Raw genomic sequence first — 19,684 nt, 5'->3', positions numbered from 1 at the left:
ATTTTTGTATTACTTTTCTTTTTTATTTTATACTGTGATTATAATACCCACCCAAGATTTTTTTAAATTTATTGTATTATCCACCGCACGCAGAGAAAATTAATAATTTAGATTAATTTTTAAATATATATTTTAATTATTTATAAAGTTTTATTAACCGTGCGTTATAAAATTAATATATTTAGTTAATAGAAATTCTTAAATAAATATATTATACTGTTAAAATAAAAATTACGGATAAATATATGCATAAATACAAACCAGAAATTTTAAAAGAATTATACGAAATAGTACAAGATGAAAATATTTATTTAGGCGATATAGATACAAGTCTTATTAAAGATATGAGCGGATTATTTTCAGGAAGCGAAAGAGAAGATTTTTCAGGAATAGAAACTTGGGATACTTCTAATGTAGTAAGTATGAACTCAATGTTTTCTTTTGCCCGTAAATTTAATCATAATATAAATAACTGGAATGTATCTAATGTAGAAGATATGGGCTATATGTTTAGGTATGCAATTAAATTCAATCAGCCTCTTAATAATTGGAATGTTCATAAATTAAAAATTATGAATTATATGTTTAATGATGCTATGGAATTTAATCAGGATATTTCATCTTGGAATGTTGAGAGTGTTAAAGATATGACTTGTATGTTTGAGGGATGCAGTAAATTTAATCAGCCGCTTAATAGTTGGAATGTATCTAATGTTGAAAATATGTATTGTATGTTTGCACAATCTTTTGAGTTCGATCAGCCTTTAAATGATTGGAATATATCAAATGTTAAAGATACATCATATATGTTTTATCTTGCTTCAAAGTTTAATCAGCCTCTTGATAAATGGAATACTTCAAAAATAAAGAATATGAGTTACATGTTCGGCGGCACTTATAATTTTAATCAGTACAGTTCTTTAGAAAATTGGGATATTAGTCAAGTTAATTCAATGGAAAATATTTTTCAATTCTGTAATAACTTTAAAAATTTTCAAAATTTGAAATGGACTTTATATTTACATGTATTAGGTGATTATTATTACGGTAATGATATTATAGAAGACAATTTGAAAGAAGCTCATAAAATAGCTTCCGAAAGTAAAAATAAAAAAATAATAGCTTTCAAAAGAAGATTAGAAAATATTTATTATGATGAATTAAAAAATTTATCAGATTTCAAAATTTTTAAAAGTATAGAAGAAGTAGAAAATTATGCTGAGAATACTTTAAATAAAAAAGATGAAAAGAAAGTTGATTTTATAAAAGAAGCTAATGTATTAATAAAAGATAAATCAAGAGAAGTTAATATAAAAGTAATAAAATACTTATATTTAAAATATTTAGAATTAAAGAAGTATATTTATCGTATTGTTGAAATTGATTCTATTATAGATTTGCTTGATAAAGAAAGTTTTTTGAGCTTTGCTGAAAATATTTACAGAGAAACAAATAAGGAAACAGCACAATTAATTTACGGATTATATGGGGGCTATGAAGCATTAGAAGAAATATACAAAAAAGACGGCGAATCAAAATTATTTTTTAAAATACTATCTTTAAATAAAGAAAATGAATACACAATTAAAATATTATTCAATATATATAATAATGCAAAAAAAATGGCAACAAAAAACAATGCTTTAGATATTTTGATAGAAATTGCAAAAGATAAAAAAATTCCATTCTACAATTTAGAATTGAAATATAATTCAAATATTGGCTTTGACAAAAATAACGAAAAGATTCTTGATGAAAATTATAAATTAATACTAAACAATGATTATTCTGTAAGTATATTCGATATAAAAGAAAGTAAAATATTAAAATCTATTCCAAGAAATTTAGACGAAAACAAAAAACAAAATATAAAATATATAAGGGAACAAGTTTCTAATATTATAAAAAAATTTTCGTATATATTAAATCAATTACTCATTGCAGGAGATAAATACGATTATGATTTTTTCAAAGAGGTATTTATTGATAACCCAATAATGAATAAATTTGACTTATCTCTTATATGGAGTTTATACGACAATAGTAATAATTTTATAACCACATTCAGATATTCAGGCGATGGAAGCTATACAAATAGTAATGATGAAGAAGTAAAAATTGATAATAGTAGTTTTATTAGTTTAGCAAGCCCTATTGAAATGGAAGAAGAAACAATTACAAAATGGAGACAACAATTACAGGATTATGAATTATCACAGACTATAAATCAATTAAGCATCATAAATATTGATAAAAATAATTTAGAAAATGAAATAGATAAACTTCAAAATATAGAAATTGCTTACGGTACTTTCAAAGCGTTTGGAATGAGATATGGTATGTTTCCTTTATATACAGAATATAGAACAATTAAAGAATATTCTTTAACTATTGATGATAGAGATACTTTTACAATAAAAGCTCAAATTGATGGAGAGGCAGATTATAAAGATAAAGTTAAAATAAATATTGAATTTACAAATAATGAAAACAAAGAAGTGTCAAAAAGATTTATATATACTTTTTTAATATTTATGGTATGGGATTTTAGACTTACTGATATGTTTAATTAAGCATTGAAGAATAAAATTTGAAAATATTAAATTATTTTACATATATAAAACTTGTAAAATTTCTACTTATAATATAGAATTGAATATCTTTATAAAGTAGTAAAATTTTATTAAAGAAAAATTTAATCAATGGAGCAAAAAATAAGATGGATTATAGTTCTACTATTAATTTGCCTAAAACTGCTTTTCCTATGAAAGCAGGTTTAAAGGAAAAAGAACCCAAAATAATAAAAAAATGGGAAGATGAAAAACTTTATCAACAACTTAGAGAATTAAGAAAAGGTGCTCCTAAATGTATTTTACATGATGGACCGCCTTATGCGAATGGAGACATTCATATTGGAACATCATTGAATAAAATTATTAAAGATATTATTGTAAGATATAAATCAGCTAAAGGTTTTGATTCTCCTTATGTTCCTGGTTGGGATTGTCATGGTATGCCTATAGAATTAAAGGTACAGGAGAGTTTAGGAGATAAATATAAAGAAACTTCTAAATTTATAATGAGAAAAAAATGCCGTGCTTATGCTCAGAAATATATTGATATTCAAAGAAAAGAGTTTAAAAGACTTGGTGTAATGGGAGATTGGGAAAATCCTTATCTTACTATGTCGCCTGAATATGAATCTGAAATAGTTGAAGTATTTGCACAATTAGTAGAGAAGGGATACATATATAAAGGTTTAAGAACTATTCACTGGTGTATGGATTGTGAAACTGCTTTAGCTGCAGCTGAAATAGAATATGATGATAATCATACTTCTACAAGCGTTTATGTAAGATTCCCAGTATTAAATAAAATCAATGATAAATTAGACGGTAATGTTGATGTTATGATATGGACTACTACTCCTTGGACATTGCCTTCAAATATGGCTTGTGCTTTCAATAGAGACTTAGAATATGTTGCTGTTGAAATAGACGGAAGATATGCAATAATGACAACTTCTTTAGTTGATACTGTTCTATCTAAAAAAGACATGAAAGCAGAAGGCAGAGATATGATTCCGGTATCTATGGAAGAGATTGAAAAACTTGAAATAGCACACCCATTCATAAAAGATAGAAAATCTGCTGTTGTATTTGCTGATTATGTTGAGGCTACTTCAGGTACTGGTATAGTTCATACTGCACCTGGTCATGGTATGGAAGACTATCAAACTGGTATGAATTACGGACTTGAAATATATTGTCCAGTAGATAAAGCTGGAAGATATACAAGCGATTTCCCAGAAATGCATGGAATGAAAGTAAGAGATGCAAATCCTAAAGTAGTAGAGATACTTGAAAATAACGGTTCATTATACCATAAAGAAAAAGTTACTCACAGTTATCCTATTTGTTGGAGATGTAAAAATCCATTGATATTCAGAGCTACTTCTCAGTGGTTTATGGATATGACACATGATGATATAGATAAAAGAACAGTTAAAGCTTTAGATAATATTAAATGGTATCCAACTTGGGGACATGAAAGAATGCAGAAAATGCTTGAAAATCGTCCTGACTGGTGTTTATCAAGACAGCGTTCTTGGGGAGTTCCTATACCTGCATTCTATTGTAAGAACTGCGGAAAAACTTTATTAACTGCTGAATCTACAAGACATTTTGCTGAAATAGTAAAAACTAAAGGAATGGATGTTTGGTTTGAATTAGAGGCTAAAGATTTACTTCCTGAAGGCACTAAATGTGAATGCGGAAGCACTGATTTTGATAAAGAACAAGATATTTTGGACGTTTGGTTCGATTCTGGTGTATCATCTTTTGCTGCACAGAAAACTAATAAAGATTTAGACGGAGTTTTCCCTGTTGATATATATTTAGAGGGAGGCGACCAATACAGAGGTTGGTTCCAAGCTGCAATTTGGCCTTCTATGGCTATAAGAGGAATACCTCCATACAAAGAGCTTGTAACTCATGGTTGGACTTTAGACGAACAAGGCAGAGCTATGCATAAGAGTGCGGGAAATGTTGTTTCACCTTTAGAAGTTATTGACAAATACGGTGCCGATATATTAAGACTTTGGTGTATAAGCGAAGACTTCACTCACAATGCACGTGTTGGTGATAACATGATGAAGGCTATTGCTGACAATTACAGAAAAATAAGAAACACTTTCAGATATTTACTTGGCAATATTTCTGATTTTGATTTCACTAAAGAAAAGATTGAAGTTAAAGATTTACTTCCTGTAGACAGATATGCTTTATCAAGACTTCATAGTTTTATAAAAGTTGCTGAGAAGGCTTGCGATGGTTATGAGTTCCATTTATTCTATCAAAGACTTATAAATTACTGTGTTGTTGAGCTTTCTGCTACTTACTTTGACATTATCAAAGACAGATTATACTGTGATAGAAAAGATTCTGTTTCAAGAAGAAGTGCTCAAACTGTACTTGTTGAAATATTAGATGTATTAGTAAAAATAATAGCTCCAGTACTTCCTTTCACAACTGATGAGGTTTGGGGATACTACAAAGGAGAAAATGCTTCTTCTGTACATTTAGAGTTATATCCTAAAGCTGATGACAATTTAATTGATTTAGAGTTAGAAAAAGAATGGGCTTCAATTCTTAAAGTACGCGATGATGTATTATTATCACTTGAAAGAGCTAGAGATAATAGCACAATAGGTAAATCTTTAGAGGCTTATGTAACAATATGCACTAAAGAACCAGCAACTAAAGAATTACTTACTAAATATGAAAAATATTTAAACGAGATATTCATTGTAAGTAAAGTAACACTTTCTGACAGCAAGGACGATACATTTATAGAGGGCGGCGTTTCTTTTGTTAAGACAGAGAAGGCTAGTCATGAAAAATGTGTACGCTGTTGGGGACATTATGACAGTGTAGGAACAGACAGCGAGCATAAAGAGCTATGTACTAGATGTGCTGAGGCAGTGAGATAAAAATAATTAATATTTAGATATTATAAAAGGGTAGCTGGTGTTTGCTGGCTATCCTTTTTTATTAGAACTTCTTTGTAAAAGAAAGCAAACTTTTCCCATGTTCTTTTTTTGCTTGCCCAAAAAAAGAACCAAAAAAATGGCATTTCTTTTTTGTAAAAAAGAAACAAAAAACATTTACAATCTTGAGGTATAACTCTTTATTTCTGGTATTGAGTTATACTTCTTTTTTGTTACGCCACAGGCGGACTTCGTCAAAAGAAGCAAAAAAATTTTTATTAAGTTTATGGCTCGGGCTGTTAGCCCTTGTTTAGATTTAAGGGTATATATAGCGGGTTGATAATTTTATATATAAATTTATAATTTGAGCGATGATGAAGTGAGAATTATAGAAGGAGAATAGTTTTATGAAAATAGATTATCAATTAATTAAAAATATTTTAACTGTAATAGAGGATTACCCATTACCTAAAATAGACGGTAAAGAATTACTTAACAAATTAGATGTGAAAATACCAAGTAGAAGGGCATTAGAAACAGATGAAGATTATTTGAAATATGTTACATTAGTATATCATATGAAAGAATTATTAAAAGCAGAGTGTATAGAAAATATTAATAAAGAGTATCAATATTCTTTTGCTCCAAATATTGAGAGTCCTTTTGTAAGAGTTGATTGTACTTCTTATGAACTAACTTTAAAAGGAAGTGAATTTTTAAGTGGGCTGAAACAAAAGAAAATTTTTACTAAAATAAAGGATTTAGCAATTAATAGTGCTATTTCTTTAGTTACTCAATTATTGGTTGAACAGTTAAAATAAAAATTATTGTGGAGTAAAAAAGAACTATAATAAGTTTTTTATTTTATTTTTTATTATATAATGTATAAAATTAATTTTTGGATTTATTTTTATGAAAGCACTTTTAGATACAAATATTATTATTCATAGAGAAAGTAGTAATAAAATAATCAATAGAGAAATAGGTAGTCTATTTAAATGGCTAGAAAGGACTAAATATGAAAAATGTATACATAAAATTAATCTTGAAGAATTAAATAAAAACTCAAATTCTGATACTGTAAATGTTATGAATATAAAATCCAAAAATTATACAGTACTTATGACTCAAGCTCCATTAAATAAAAAACTACTTGAGATATATGAAAAATTTGATAAAACAGAAAATGATAAAAATGATACTTTATTATTAAATGAACTTTTAAATGATAGAGTTGATATATTTATTACAGAAGATAAAAAAATACATCAAAAAGCTAAATTAGTAAATATAGATAATAAAGTATTTACAATAGACTCTTTTCTAGAAAAAGTTATTTCAGAAAATCCTGAACTCATTGATTATAAAGTTTTATCTGTAGAAAAAGAATATTTTGGAAATATAGATTTAGAAGATAAATTCTTTGATTCTTTAAAAGAAGATTATGTCGAGTTTGATAAATGGTTTAATAAAAAATCTAATGAAATAGCTTATGTTACTTACAAAGATAAAAAATTATTATCTTTTTTATATTTAAAAGTTGAAGATAAAGATGAAAACTATACTGATATAATTCCTGCATTTTCTCCTAAAAAAAGACTAAAAATAGGTACTTTTAAAGTAGAATATAACGGAGTCAAATTAGGTGAGAGATTTATAAAAATAATATTTGATAATGCAATAGCTAATAAAGTTGATGAAATATATGTTACAATTTTTGATAAAAGAGAAGGACAAAATAGACTAATTAATTTATTTGAAGAATATGGTTTTATTAAATGGGGAAAAAAAGGGGAGAATGGAGAATTAGTTTATGTCAGGGATTTTTCAAAAATGTTTAATATAGAAGAACCAAAACATACTTATCCATTTTTTTCAATAAATACAAATATCTTTTTAGTACCAATATATCCAGATTATCATACAGATTTATTACCTGATTCTTATTTAAAAACAGAATCTGCAAAAGATTTTAAAGATAATTTACCACATAGGAATGCAATAAGTAAAGTTTATGTATCTCGTTCATTAAATAAAAATATAAAAAAGGGAGATATTATAATATTTTATAGAACTAAAGAAGAGGGTAAACCAGCAAAATATTCATCTGTGATAACTACTATAGGAATAGTTGAAGAAAAAATTGATAAGATAAAAAATGAAAAAGAATTTATAATAAATTCTAGGAAAAGAAGTATTTTTACAGATAAAGAATTATCTAATTTTTGGAATGGTAAAGGTACTAAACCATTTTTAATTAATTTTTTATATGTATATTCATTTAAAATTGGTAATAGAATGAATAGAGGTAGATTACTGCAGCTAGGAATTATAAGTGATGCTGATAATGGAATTAGAGGTCTAACAAAAATAACAAAAGAACAATTCTTATTAATATTAAGAGAGTGTAAAGTAAATGAAAGTTTTATTGTCTATTAAACCTGAATATGTTGAAAAAATATTCAATGGTAGTAAAAAATATGAAATTAGAAAATCTATTTTTAAAAGGAAGAATATAAAAAAAATTATAATATATTCTTCATCTCCTATTTCTAAAGTAGTAGGTGAATTTGAAATAGAAGATATAATATCTGATGATTTAGATAATGTATGGAACATAATAAAATATGAGTCTGGTGTTTCTGTAGATTTTTTTTATAAATATCTTGAAAATAAAGAAATAGCATATGCTATAAAAATAGGTAAAATAAAAAAATATCGTAAACCTAAAAAATTAGAAGATTTTAATATTTTTTATGCTCCTCAATCTTTTGTATATCTATGATTAATGAATTTATTAATGTACTAAATAAATTTTCAAAAAATTATTTCTGGGTTAGCTTTTTAGTTAATTTTATTGTTTATGGTTGGATATTCAGCCGCACATATAGTGGACATTTGATAAGGTAAAGCGTTACCGTGCGGGGTGGTGCTACAGCTCGTAGTTGTTTGATGTTTGGGTTGTTTTTTCTACTTATATTTAGTTGCAAAATGTGCGGTTTGGGTGTATTGTAGTATAAAGTTATAATTGGGGTATTTTATATTATGAAAGTCAACAGTCAACAGTCAACAGTCAACAGTCAACAGTCAACAGTCAATAGTCAATCAGTTTTCTATCAATTATATTTCTTAAAGGTTGTACTATAAAAAATGGTATCTTTCATTGAATATTTAAGTAAAATTTTGTATACTATATAAAAGTGTATATTTATTTTATAGTTTAATGAGAGTATTGCGTTTAAAGTTTATTTTTTATATTTGAATGTTACAAAAATAAAATTATTAAAAGTAATGGGGGACATTATGTATAGTAAAGAAGAAGTTTATAAAAAAGTTGAAGAGTTAGTTATTAAGTTTAGGAATAACAAGGATCAGTATACAAATAAAAATTATAATGAAACGGAGACTAGAAGGGATTTTTTGGATCCGTTCTTTGAGGCATTTGGTTGGGATGTAGCTAACAGGGCGGGTAAATCACAAACTTATCGTGATGTAATTCATGAGGATAAGGTGAAAGTGGGGAAGGAAACTAAAGCTCCTGATTATGCATTTCGTATTGGGGGGAATAGGGTTTTCTTTGTGGAGGCGAAAAAGCCGGGTGTTAATCTTAAAGAGGACAGTTTGCCTGCTTTTCAGCTTAGGAGGTATGGCTGGAGTGCTAAGCTCGGTATAAGTTTCCTCACTGATTTTGAAGAGCTTGCCGTTTATGACTGCACTAGAAAGCCAAATATTAATGATAAGGCTTCTACTGCTAGGATTGAGTATATTCATTTTGAAGATTATCTTAATAGATTTGATTTTCTTTATGAGATACTTAATAAAGAGAGGATTGAACAGGGTTCGCTTGAAAAATATATTGCAGGTACTTCAAACAAAAAAGGTACTGAAAGTGTTGATATAGATTTTCTTAATTCACTTGATAATTTAAGGACTAAGCTTGCATCTAATATTGCGAAGCTTAATAAAAATTTATCTGTACGTGATTTGAATTATGCAGTTCAGCAGATTATTGACAGGATTATATTTTTGAGGGCGGCTGAAGACAGAGGCATTGAGGAGTATGGGGATTTAAAAAGGACTTGCGAGAATAAGGGCGAGAGTTTTTATGGTAATCTTTTAAAAATTTTTGAGAAGGCTGACGGCAGGTATAATTCGGGGCTGTTTGATTTTTCTAAAGACAGTATTAGCAGCAGTATTGAGATTGATAATAAAGTAATAAAAGAGATTATTAATGAGCTTTATTATCCTTTGAGTCCTTATGAGTTTTCTGTGATATCGGTTGAGATAATAGGGAATGCTTATGAGCAGTTTTTGGGTAAGACTATCACTATAGGGAAGAATCATAGTGCGAAGATAGAATTAAAACCAGAGGTGCGTAAGGCAGGAGGGGTTTATTATACACCTGAGTATATAGTTGATTATATAGTAGCGAATACGGTTGGGGAGGCTATAAAGGGGAAGAAGCCTGAGGAGATAGCGAATATAAAAATATTGGATCCGGCTTGCGGCAGCGGAAGTTTTTTACTTGGGGCGTATAAATATTTACTTAATTATCATATTGAATATTACAACAAGATAAAGGACAGGGCGAAGTTTAAGGGTTCAAAAGAAGATGTAATAAAAGAGAATGGGGATTTAACAATTTGGATAAAGAAGCAGATATTACGCAACAATATATTTGGAGTTGACATAGACAGCAATGCGGTAGAGGTAACGAAATTATCATTACTTATGAAATGTTTGGAGGGGGAGAGTCCAGCGTCAATACAGAACAATCAGGATTTATTTAATGAGCGAGCTTTACCGTCATTGGAGGACAATATCAAATGCGGTAATAGTTTAATAGGCAATGATTTTTACGAGAGCCAGTCGGTGCTTGATTTTGACGAGGAGACGCAATATAAAATAAATTGTTTTGATTGGGAGGACGAATTTAAAAATATTTTTAAAGGTGGCGGTTTCGATGTGGTGATAGGCAATCCGCCGTATGAAATAACATTAGGAAAAGAAAATAAAGAAGATTATAATACTTTAAAACAGACTAATAATTATATAAAAATTAAATATAACACTATACAAGGAGAAATAAATTTATATAAAGTATTTACTGAAAAAATGACAAAGCTAATTAATACAAATGGATTAATTGGTGTAATTATGCCAACAGGTATTTTAACAGATAAATCTAATATAAATTTAAGAAATTATATACTAGATACTTTTTCTTATTTAAACATAAAACATTTTCCAGAAAAAGCAAAAGTTTTTAAAAATGTTACTCAAGATGTTAGTATATATATATTATCAAATAATAAAAAAGAAATTATGTTATCTAAAGGTTTGATGAATTCTGATGATTTAAAAAGTAGGTATTCTGTTTTAATACCTAAAGATATAGTTATTTATTTAGAAAAAATACCTTTAATAAATAGTAGTGGTGAAATTTCTTTATTATCTAAATTATGTAAATTAGATAATTTTAAGAAAGATAATTTTGTATCTTTTATAGAAGGGGAAATTCATTTAACTAAATTTTCAGATGCTATAAGAAGTAGTAAGGAATCAGAAAATATTTTTAATTTAATTAGAGGTGATGCAGTACAAAGATATTTATTTTTGGAGTCAAAAAAGGATAGTTTTATAGATGATAAAATTGTAAAAAGTATTTCTTCTTCTAAAAAACTTAATGATAGAAATAATGTAAGGCTTGTATATCAACAAGTAGTTAACACTCAAAAAGATAGAAGATTAAATTTTCAATTATTAGAAAATAATAGTTATGTTGCAAATACATGTGGTTATGTTGTCAATAATAGCGATTATGATATTAAATATTTTTTAGGATTACTAAATTCTAAATTATTAAATTGGAGATATAAGTTAACAAGTTCAAATAATCATATATTAACTAATGAATTATATAATTTACCTGTACCATTGTTAGATATGTCCAATACACAAGACAAGGAAATGCATGACAAAATGGTTACTTTAGTTGACAGTATCATTGCGTTAAACAAGAAGTTAGCTGTTGAAAAAAATCCTAATGCTGTTACTATGATTAACAGGCAAATCAATGCTGTTGACAAGCAGATTGATGCGTTGGTGTACAAGTTGTATAATTTTATCGATGAGGAAGTGAGAATTATAGAAGGGGAATAAAGGAACTATAAGAGGTTTAAATAAAATTATTACATTATTATAATTTATATAAATTACAAAGGAGTTATGATGATTACAGTATATAATAAAATAGGAACTTCAAATGAAAATCCACCAAGTGGTTATAATACTTGGAAAGAATATTGGGAAGATAAAAAAGGAAGAAAATTTCAAAAGTGCTCTAATTTAGCATGTAATAACGATGCTGAGGTTGGAGCTCATGTTTATCCTAATTATTCTCATGATATGGTATATATAGTACCTTTGTGTAAAGAATGCAATTATATTTATAATCAATCACCTATGAATGTAGAACGAATAGATTTACTTAGACTTAATCAGTAAATTATTTATATATTAATTCTTTTATTGATAAAACTGTTTATTCCATTTATAATATATCAGAGGAAGAAAGAAAGATTATAGAAGGAGATTAAATAAAAAAATGGAAGAAGATAATAACAAAGATATTAATCCAGTATGGGCTGTAGCAATTGTTTTGTTATATTTTAAATATAAAATAATCATTGATGTTGAAGATTTCAAAAAAGAAATTATTTCTAATAACAGATTTTTTCCAAAACATAAAATAATAGATACTGTACAAAAAGAGGGATTAAATCATAAATATATATTAAAAAAAGATAGTTACTTATATCGTAGTAGGATATTTGATGGAGATATAGACGAACAAAAAATTAATGATGAAAAAGAAATAACTGGTTATGATGAAAAAAATTCTATGGCACCAAGTCCAGAAATAGCAAAAGCAGGAAGAGCAAATCCTGAAAAAATTAGTTATTTATACACATCCGAAGATATAAATACAAGTATAAAAGAAGTTAGACCCATGGTGCGTAATTTTGTAAGTGTAGCTGAAATAAAAACTTTATGTGATTTAACGTTATTTGATATTACAAAATTTACATTTGAGAATATTGAAAATATTAAAACAGAATTTATTTCTTTAAATAAATGTTTTTCTAATATAAATTATGGAAATGATATAGATTATATACCAACTCAATATATTGCAGAATTATTAAAAAATCTTGGATTTGATGGTATTAAATTTGAAAGTTCTTTAAATAAAGGAGGTATAAATATTACTTTATTTAATCATCAAGATACTTGTAAGTTTATAAAATCTAAATTATATTTTATATCTGATATTGATATAAAATATTCTAGTGATATTATGCAAATTGTAGGATCTTTACCTGATGATTCATTTTATAAATTGTTAGATTTGTATAATGATATTAATAAAAAATAGTTTTATTAATATTATTATTTTTTATTAAATTATATTGACAAAAATACCGATAATTTAAAGATAAATTTTTATTTAATTCTGTCGATTTATTCTATATAATAATTATTAAATTACAAATATATATTATTGGAGGAATAATGGAAAATATTGATATTACTACTAGTTCTTTAAAATTTATATATGATGGTGAGGATTTAAAAAATCATGAAATGGATGCAATGGAGTTAGCTTTAATTATAGAAAGTTTAAATGATTTATTTTTAGAAGTTAATAGTGAACTCAATTTTGATTTTACAACAATTAAATTAAAAGTTAAAGCTAATTTTGAAAAAGGTAGTTTTGGGATAGAATTTATTGTTGAAGTTTTAAAAAATATAGAACTATTATTGAATAGTAGCCCTACTACAGCTACTTTAACAGCAATAGAGATTATTAATATATTAAGAAATATACTTAATTTTATTAAAATAACTAAAGGAAAGATTTCAGAAAATAATGATTCATCTATAGAAATAGAAGAAGATGGAGCTATATATGTTAAAAATATAGATGATAGCTATATAAAATATGAATATGTAGAAAATACAGATACTACAGAAATTAAAGATGGAAATACCATCACAACTAAAACTAAATCTCAAAAGATGGTAAAATTATGTTATAATGGTGCGGTTAGGAAAAATGTTGAAAAAATAACATCTCCTATAAAAGGAAATAATAAAATAGATGAATTAAAAATAGAATATAGTAATGGTGAAATTCAAGATGTTGCAGATAAATCTAATATAGATTTTTATAAAGCTCCTGATATTATATTAAATAGCAAAAATAGTAAATATAGAAAAGAAGTAGTTTTATGTATAGATAAACTTTCTTTTAATGAAAATAATAAATGGACACTTTATAATGTTGATATGCCAAAGATATCTGTCATAATAGAAGATAAAAAATTTCTAAATAATGTTAAATATAATAAAGAATATTTTTCTAAAGATGATGAATTAAGAGTTATTTTAAGGATAGAAGAATTTTATAAAAATGATAAACGAGTTACAGAATATTTTGTAGAAGAAGTGTTGGAACATATAAAAGCTGTAGAAACACCATATATACCATTTGCAGATTAATTTTTTTGTTTAATATTGGATAATAAACCGCACATATATTGTACTAGCCTTAATATTAAGATATACAGTGCGGGAAGCCCCCGACCGTAGGGAGTGCATTAGCTAGGCGAGTGGTTCAAATGGCTATCTTGTTGGGGTGGGGAAAGTCAACTTTTTTTAGTAGTCTTTTAAAAAAATTAGATTTTCGGGCTTATTGTTTAAAAACATTCTGTTTAACTTTAAAGGGCGGGTTTGGGTGGGTTATAAGGTAAATTTTCAAAAAATTATTTCTGGGTTAGTTTCTGTTTGTGGGTTCGATTTTATATTTCTGGGTTGGCTTTTTAGTTAGTTTGTTTTTGTTTGATGTTGGGTAATCAGCCGCACTTACATTGTACTTGCTGTAAGGGTGAGCGTTGCCGTGCGGGAAGGTGCTACGGATCGTAGTTGTTTTATGTTGGATAATAAACCGCATACCCTTCGGGTACTTCCTTCGGTCGCGTACAGTTGACTGTCTGTAAGGGGGTTGCAGTACCGTGCGGAAAGCCCCTACGGCGAGTAGTGCGTTAGCTAGGCGAGTAGGCGGAAACAAGGAAAACAGTTGATTTTATATTAAATAATTTTATAATTAAATTATGGATAAAAAAGAAATTATTAATAAACTTACAAATAATAATAAAAATATTAAATATTCTTATTTTTGTAATATTATAGAATCTTTTGGTTTTGTGTGTAAAAGACAAAGAGGAAGTCATAGAATATATTCAAGAATTGGTATTTCTGAGTTAATTAATATTCAAAATGTTAATGGAGAGGTAAAACCTTATCAAGTTAAACAATTTTTATATCTAGTTAATAAATATAATTTGGAGGAATGATATGAAATATAGCATTAAAATTTTTTATAGTGAAGAAGATGATGGCTATATAGCTTTATCAGAAGAATTAGATAATATAAGTGCTTTTGGAGCAACAGAAGAAGAAGCCTTGAAAGAAATAAAAAATGCCATATCACTTTATTTTGAAGAAAAAAATATACCATTAAAAAGATCATGAAATTTTATTGTTTTAGTTTTTGTTTGATGTTGGGTAATTAGCCGCACGTATAGTTGGCGTTTGATAAGGGGAGGCGATACCGTGCGGGAAGCCCGTATGACGAATACTGCGGTAATAGTTTAATAGGCAATGATTTTTACGAGAGCCATCTCGATTTGGACGATGACACTTTATATAAAATTAACTGTTTCGATTGGAATTCTAAGTTTAGGGATATAATGAAAGCAAGGGGATTTGATGTGGTAATTGGAAACCCTCCTTATGTAAAAATTCAAACTATGATGGAATCAAGTCCGTTATCTGTTGAAACATTGAAACAAAATTATAAAAGTGCAAGCAGCGGTAATATAGATATTTATTTATGTTTTGTTGAAAAAGCTCTCCAATTATTAAAGTCTACAGGTGAAATGGGATATATTTTACCTCATAAGTTTTTTAAAGTAGATATGGGAGAGAATTTAAGAGAAATAATATCTAATAGAAAAGCATTAAAAAAAGTTGTGTATTTTGGGGAGAATCAAATATTTAATAATGCTACTACATATACCTGTTTGTTATTTTTATCTAATGAAGAACAAGATAATTTTAAATTATTAAGATTTGATGAAAATGTAGATATAAAAGAAAAGTTATTTGAAGCTACTTTTGAGACTTTTCCTATTAGTATAATAACAAAAGATAATTGGAATTTTTATAGTAATAATACTTTATCCATAATTGAAAAATTAAAAAATTATAAAACAGTATTAAAAGATATATCTCGTAAAATTTTTGTTGGACTTCAAACTAGTTCTGATATTGTTTATGTTTTACATGGAGGAGAAGAAGTTAACGGAATTGTAAAAACTTATTCAAAGTCATTAGATAAAGAAATTGAGATAGAAAGAGAATTTATAAAACCATTTTTATTTGGTAAAGATATTAAAAGATATTGTATACCTACAAATACTAAATGGGTTATATTTCCATATAAATTAGTATCTGGTTCAGCAGTATTATATTCACAAAAAGAAATAAAAGAGCAGTTTCCAAAAGCTTGGGAATATTTAAAAGAGAATAAAAAATCATTGGAAAATAGAGAAAATGGTAAAATGAAAAATGAAAAATTTTATGCATATATATATCCTAAAAATCTTAATGAATTTGAATATAAAAAAATTTCTTTTCCTGATATTAATATGAGAATGCAGGCTGTAATTGATGATAAAAATTTATATCATACAACTACAATTTACAGTATTGTATTTAATGAAAAAGCTATATATAACATTAATGTTTATATGGGGATTTTTAATAGTAAGTTATTTACTTATTATGTTAAAAAAACAGGTACTATATTAAGGGGTAATACAACAAGGTTTAAACCTCAATATATAAATGATTTTCCTATTCCAGATATTGATAAAAATACAGAAGAAAATTTAATTAAGCTCGTTGACAACATCATTGATTTAAACAAAAAACTTTCCTCCGAGAAGAACCCTAACACTATTGAAATGCTTAACACGCGTATTCAGGCGGTGGACAAGGCTATTGATAAGATTGTGTATTCGTTATACAATTTAACTGATGATGAAGTTAGGATTATTGAGGGATAAAATATTATGAGTGATAAACTTGCTAATAAGTATTATCATAAATTTTTATTTTATTATTTTTATCAAGATATTGGCTTAGATATTAATGATAGAAATACTAATTATCAAAATGGATTGAACTATTTTCTTGATGAAGAAAAAAAATGTGATAATGACTGTAAATATTTAGTAAAATGTTATATAGGCGTTTTTTACTATTTATTAGATAATGAGAAAAAAGCGATTCGTTATATTAATGATTCTATCAAATTAAATGATAAATATGTTTTTTCTTTATATTATAGAGGGCATATTCTTTTGTATAAAAATAAAGTTAAACAGCCATTAAAAGATTTGGAAAAAGCTATATCATTGCATACTAATAATTTTCTAAAACATATTGTAGGTAAAGGGACTCTATATAATTATATTGGTTTTTTATATCATAGAAAAAAGTTATATAGGAAATCTATATATTATTATAATAAATCAATAGAATATGATAATTATAATTCTTATTATAATAGAGCTATTAGTTTTTTTGAATTGGGAGAATACGATGAGGCTTTAAATGATATTATAAGATTTATGAATTTAAGGGAGTCACATTATGGTTTACAATCAGTACATTATAATAGTAGAGCCTTATTTGAAGGATTTGTTAATCATTTAGAGTTAGCTTATGAATATTTTAATAAGAGTATAAATTGTGATAATAATAGGACATTAGAAACTTTCTATTTTTTATATTTAATATTATCAAAAAATATTAATATGAAACGATATTTTTATAAAATATTTCAAACAATAATAAAAAAAGATTTTAGTATAAAATCTGATATATTGGAAAATAATATATTATATAAATATAGATGTATAAATATTAGTACATTAAAATTAATATCTAATAATAATGATAAATTAAAAAATTTGAGATTAAGTAATTATAATTATTTTAATGACCCCATTGATCCACCAATTAAATTAAATATATATGATTTTAAAAATATAAAAAATATAGATAGAATAAAAATATGTTCTTTAGCTGTAGAATATGATAATTTTCTTATGTGGAGTCATTATGCTGATGAACATAAAGGTATATGTATAGAATATGATATAAGTTATTTAAAAAAACTGAATAGTAAAATTAATAAATTGATTTTAAAAAAAGTTATTTACACTAATAAAATAATTACTAATAAGGTATATCCTTATATATTAAACAATAAAGATATTGAATATGAAAATAAATTTATATCATTATTTTATATAAAACATAAAAATTGGCAGTATGAAAATGAATATAGGATTATTGCTGATACTAAAGAGGAATATATTTATTTACCAATTAAGGCTATTTATTTTGGAATGAATTCAAGCAATGATGATATTAAATTGATAAAAAGTTTAGTTAAAGATGATAATGTTAAATTTTATAAAATGGAGTCTGATAAAAATAATTTGTTTAATCTGATACCTAAAGAGATTAATATTATTAAGGGTGATAAATGGAAAATAAAAAAATAGTTTATTTTGATAAAAATATATTTAGTATATTAAAAAATGAATATAAATCTGGTAATACAAATAATTTTAATAAAATAATTAATTCAAAAAATAAATTTTTGTATGTATATTCTATGGCTCACATTTTTGATTTGCAAAATGATAAAACAAATAAAAAAGAAGAAGATTTTGAATTTATGAGTCAAATAGTTGATAGTAATTATTTATATTATTTTGAACAAGAAGAAAGATTTTGTATTGATCATAATATAAAAATAACTGATAAGTATAAAAAAGCAGAAAATTTTGATGATATGTTTAAGCAGATGGATTTAGGTTATATTGATTCTGTGTCAAATCCTTTTATAATACAACATAATAAATATATTGAAAACAAAAAACTATATAACGAAGATAGAAAAAATATTAAGTTCATTTTAAAAAATAATGATGATATAAAACAATTATATATGAGTACAATAATAGAGAATTTTTATAAAAATAAAAACTTTAATATATTTCAAAAATATCTTTCTATGTATTTGTTTATCGATATTGTAGAAGATAAATTATCTGAAAAAAATTCTAAATTAAAATATAGAAATATGTTTATAGATGGTATGCATTCCTGTTTTTCAATGTCTAGTGATTATTTTGTTACTAATGATGAAAACTTGTCATTAAAATCTAATTTATGCTATGTTAAAGATAATGGATATAATATTCGTTTTTTTCATACTTCTAATAATACACGAATACTTGACCTTAACAAATTTATATTATTGTTAGACAATATATAGTTTTTTATTTTTGTTTAATATTGCATAATAAACCGCACCTACATTTTACTAGCCTTAATATTAAGATATACGGTGCGGAATGCCCCCGACCGTAGGTAGTGCGTTAGCTAGGCGAGTGGTTCAGATGGCTAGCTTGTTGGGGTTGGGAAAGTCAACTTTTTTAGTAGTTCTTGAAAAAAATTTATATTTTCGGGCTTATTTTGTTAAAAATGTTTGTTTAACTATAAGGGCGAGTTTGGGTGGGTAATAAGGTAAATTTCAAAAAAAATTATTTCTGGATTAGTTTTAGTTTGTGGGTTAGTTTTTATATTTCTTGGTTAGCTCTTTAGTTAGTTTGTTTTATGTTGGGTAATTAGCCGTATATTTAAGTAGATTATTATTTCAGAGTAAAAGGCTTTAGCCTGCGTTGTATATTTAATAAAAATTCGCGTTAGCTTTTTGGGATATTGCCAGAAAAATTGGATTATCCTACATGATGTAAATGCTTTTTGCTTCTCGCCGTAGGCGGGCTTCGCCTGTGCCACAAAAGAAGTAGTTTTTTGGTACTTTTTTCCTATGAAAAAAGTACAATATTTTTTCTAATTTTTTCTAAAAAAATTATATTTGTAGGCTTGTTTTGTTAAAAATGTTTGTTTAATAATAAGGGCGTACCCTCACCTCCGGTGGACTTCGTCCGGGTATTTCCTCGCTACGCTCGGTCAGGGGGGATTGTT

Annotated in this window: 13 protein-coding genes and 1 pseudogene; all 14 read left to right on the top strand. The window is 26.1% G+C overall.

Features of this window, described 5'->3' with window-relative positions:
* Nucleotides 1–245 precede the first annotated feature (245 nt).
* The 14 genes and pseudogenes from BRSU_RS10230 (at nt 246) to BRSU_RS10170 (ending at nt 18,971) form a co-directional block, all read left to right on the top strand.
* Nucleotides 246–2,573: a BspA family leucine-rich repeat surface protein gene (locus BRSU_RS10230; RefSeq protein WP_048595270.1), complete on the top strand. Its 2,328-nt coding sequence runs from the start codon at nt 246–248 to the stop codon at nt 2,571–2,573.
* A gap of 146 nt (nt 2,574–2,719) precedes the next feature.
* On the top strand, nt 2,720–5,491 hold the full coding sequence (gene ileS / locus BRSU_RS10225) for an isoleucine--tRNA ligase (RefSeq protein ID WP_048595269.1): 2,772 nt from the start codon (nt 2,720–2,722) through the stop codon (nt 5,489–5,491).
* Between the two features lie 404 nt (nt 5,492–5,895).
* Nucleotides 5,896–6,309: a DUF2513 domain-containing protein gene (locus BRSU_RS10220; RefSeq protein ID WP_048595268.1), complete on the top strand. Its 414-nt coding sequence runs from the start codon at nt 5,896–5,898 to the stop codon at nt 6,307–6,309.
* A gap of 91 nt (nt 6,310–6,400) precedes the next feature.
* Nucleotides 6,401–7,927, top strand: a complete 1,527-nt coding sequence (locus BRSU_RS10215; protein WP_048595267.1) for a PIN domain-containing protein — start codon at nt 6,401–6,403, stop codon at nt 7,925–7,927.
* Nucleotides 7,905–8,273: an ASCH domain-containing protein gene (locus BRSU_RS10210; protein ID WP_047103203.1), complete on the top strand. Its 369-nt coding sequence runs from the start codon at nt 7,905–7,907 to the stop codon at nt 8,271–8,273. The genes BRSU_RS10215 and BRSU_RS10210 overlap by 23 nt, the downstream gene beginning before the upstream one ends.
* A 518-nt stretch (nt 8,274–8,791) precedes the next feature.
* Nucleotides 8,792–11,650 carry an Eco57I restriction-modification methylase domain-containing protein gene (locus BRSU_RS10205; protein ID WP_048595266.1) on the top strand — a complete coding sequence of 953 codons (2,859 nt, stop codon included), beginning with the start codon at nt 8,792–8,794 and terminating at the stop codon, nt 11,648–11,650.
* 69 nt (nt 11,651–11,719) lie between these two features.
* Nucleotides 11,720–11,995: a hypothetical protein gene (locus BRSU_RS10200; protein WP_048595265.1), complete on the top strand. Its 276-nt coding sequence runs from the start codon at nt 11,720–11,722 to the stop codon at nt 11,993–11,995.
* 100 nt (nt 11,996–12,095) lie between these two features.
* Complete coding sequence (locus BRSU_RS10195; RefSeq protein WP_083997899.1) at nt 12,096–12,926, top strand: RES family NAD+ phosphorylase; 831 nt, start codon at nt 12,096–12,098, stop codon at nt 12,924–12,926.
* Between the two features lie 137 nt (nt 12,927–13,063).
* Nucleotides 13,064–14,053 carry an LAPAL motif-containing putative phage structural protein gene (locus BRSU_RS10190; RefSeq protein ID WP_048595264.1) on the top strand — a complete coding sequence of 330 codons (990 nt, stop codon included), beginning with the start codon at nt 13,064–13,066 and terminating at the stop codon, nt 14,051–14,053.
* 611 nt (nt 14,054–14,664) lie between these two features.
* Nucleotides 14,665–14,907, top strand: a complete 243-nt coding sequence (locus BRSU_RS10185; RefSeq protein ID WP_048595263.1) for a type II toxin-antitoxin system HicA family toxin — start codon at nt 14,665–14,667, stop codon at nt 14,905–14,907.
* Nucleotide 14,908: 1 nt separating this feature from the next.
* A complete protein-coding gene (locus BRSU_RS14355) occupies nt 14,909–15,085 on the top strand; it encodes a type II toxin-antitoxin system HicB family antitoxin (protein WP_083997898.1) in 177 nt (58 codons plus the stop codon).
* Between the two features lie 107 nt (nt 15,086–15,192).
* Nucleotides 15,193–16,683: pseudogene (locus BRSU_RS10180) on the top strand (Eco57I restriction-modification methylase domain-containing protein); the annotation flags it as partial.
* A 6-nt stretch (nt 16,684–16,689) separates the two neighbouring features.
* Nucleotides 16,690–18,192 carry a DUF2971 domain-containing protein gene (locus BRSU_RS10175; RefSeq protein ID WP_048595262.1) on the top strand — a complete coding sequence of 501 codons (1,503 nt, stop codon included), beginning with the start codon at nt 16,690–16,692 and terminating at the stop codon, nt 18,190–18,192.
* Nucleotides 18,174–18,971: a hypothetical protein gene (locus BRSU_RS10170; protein WP_048595261.1), complete on the top strand. Its 798-nt coding sequence runs from the start codon at nt 18,174–18,176 to the stop codon at nt 18,969–18,971. Before BRSU_RS10175 ends, BRSU_RS10170 begins: the two co-directional genes overlap by 19 nt.
* Nucleotides 18,972–19,684: the final 713 nt, after the last annotated feature.

The sequence above is a fragment of the Brachyspira suanatina genome (assembly GCF_001049755.1).
Lineage (GTDB): Bacteria > Spirochaetota > Brachyspiria > Brachyspirales > Brachyspiraceae > Brachyspira > Brachyspira suanatina.
This window is presented reverse-complemented; position numbering and strand designations above follow the sequence as displayed.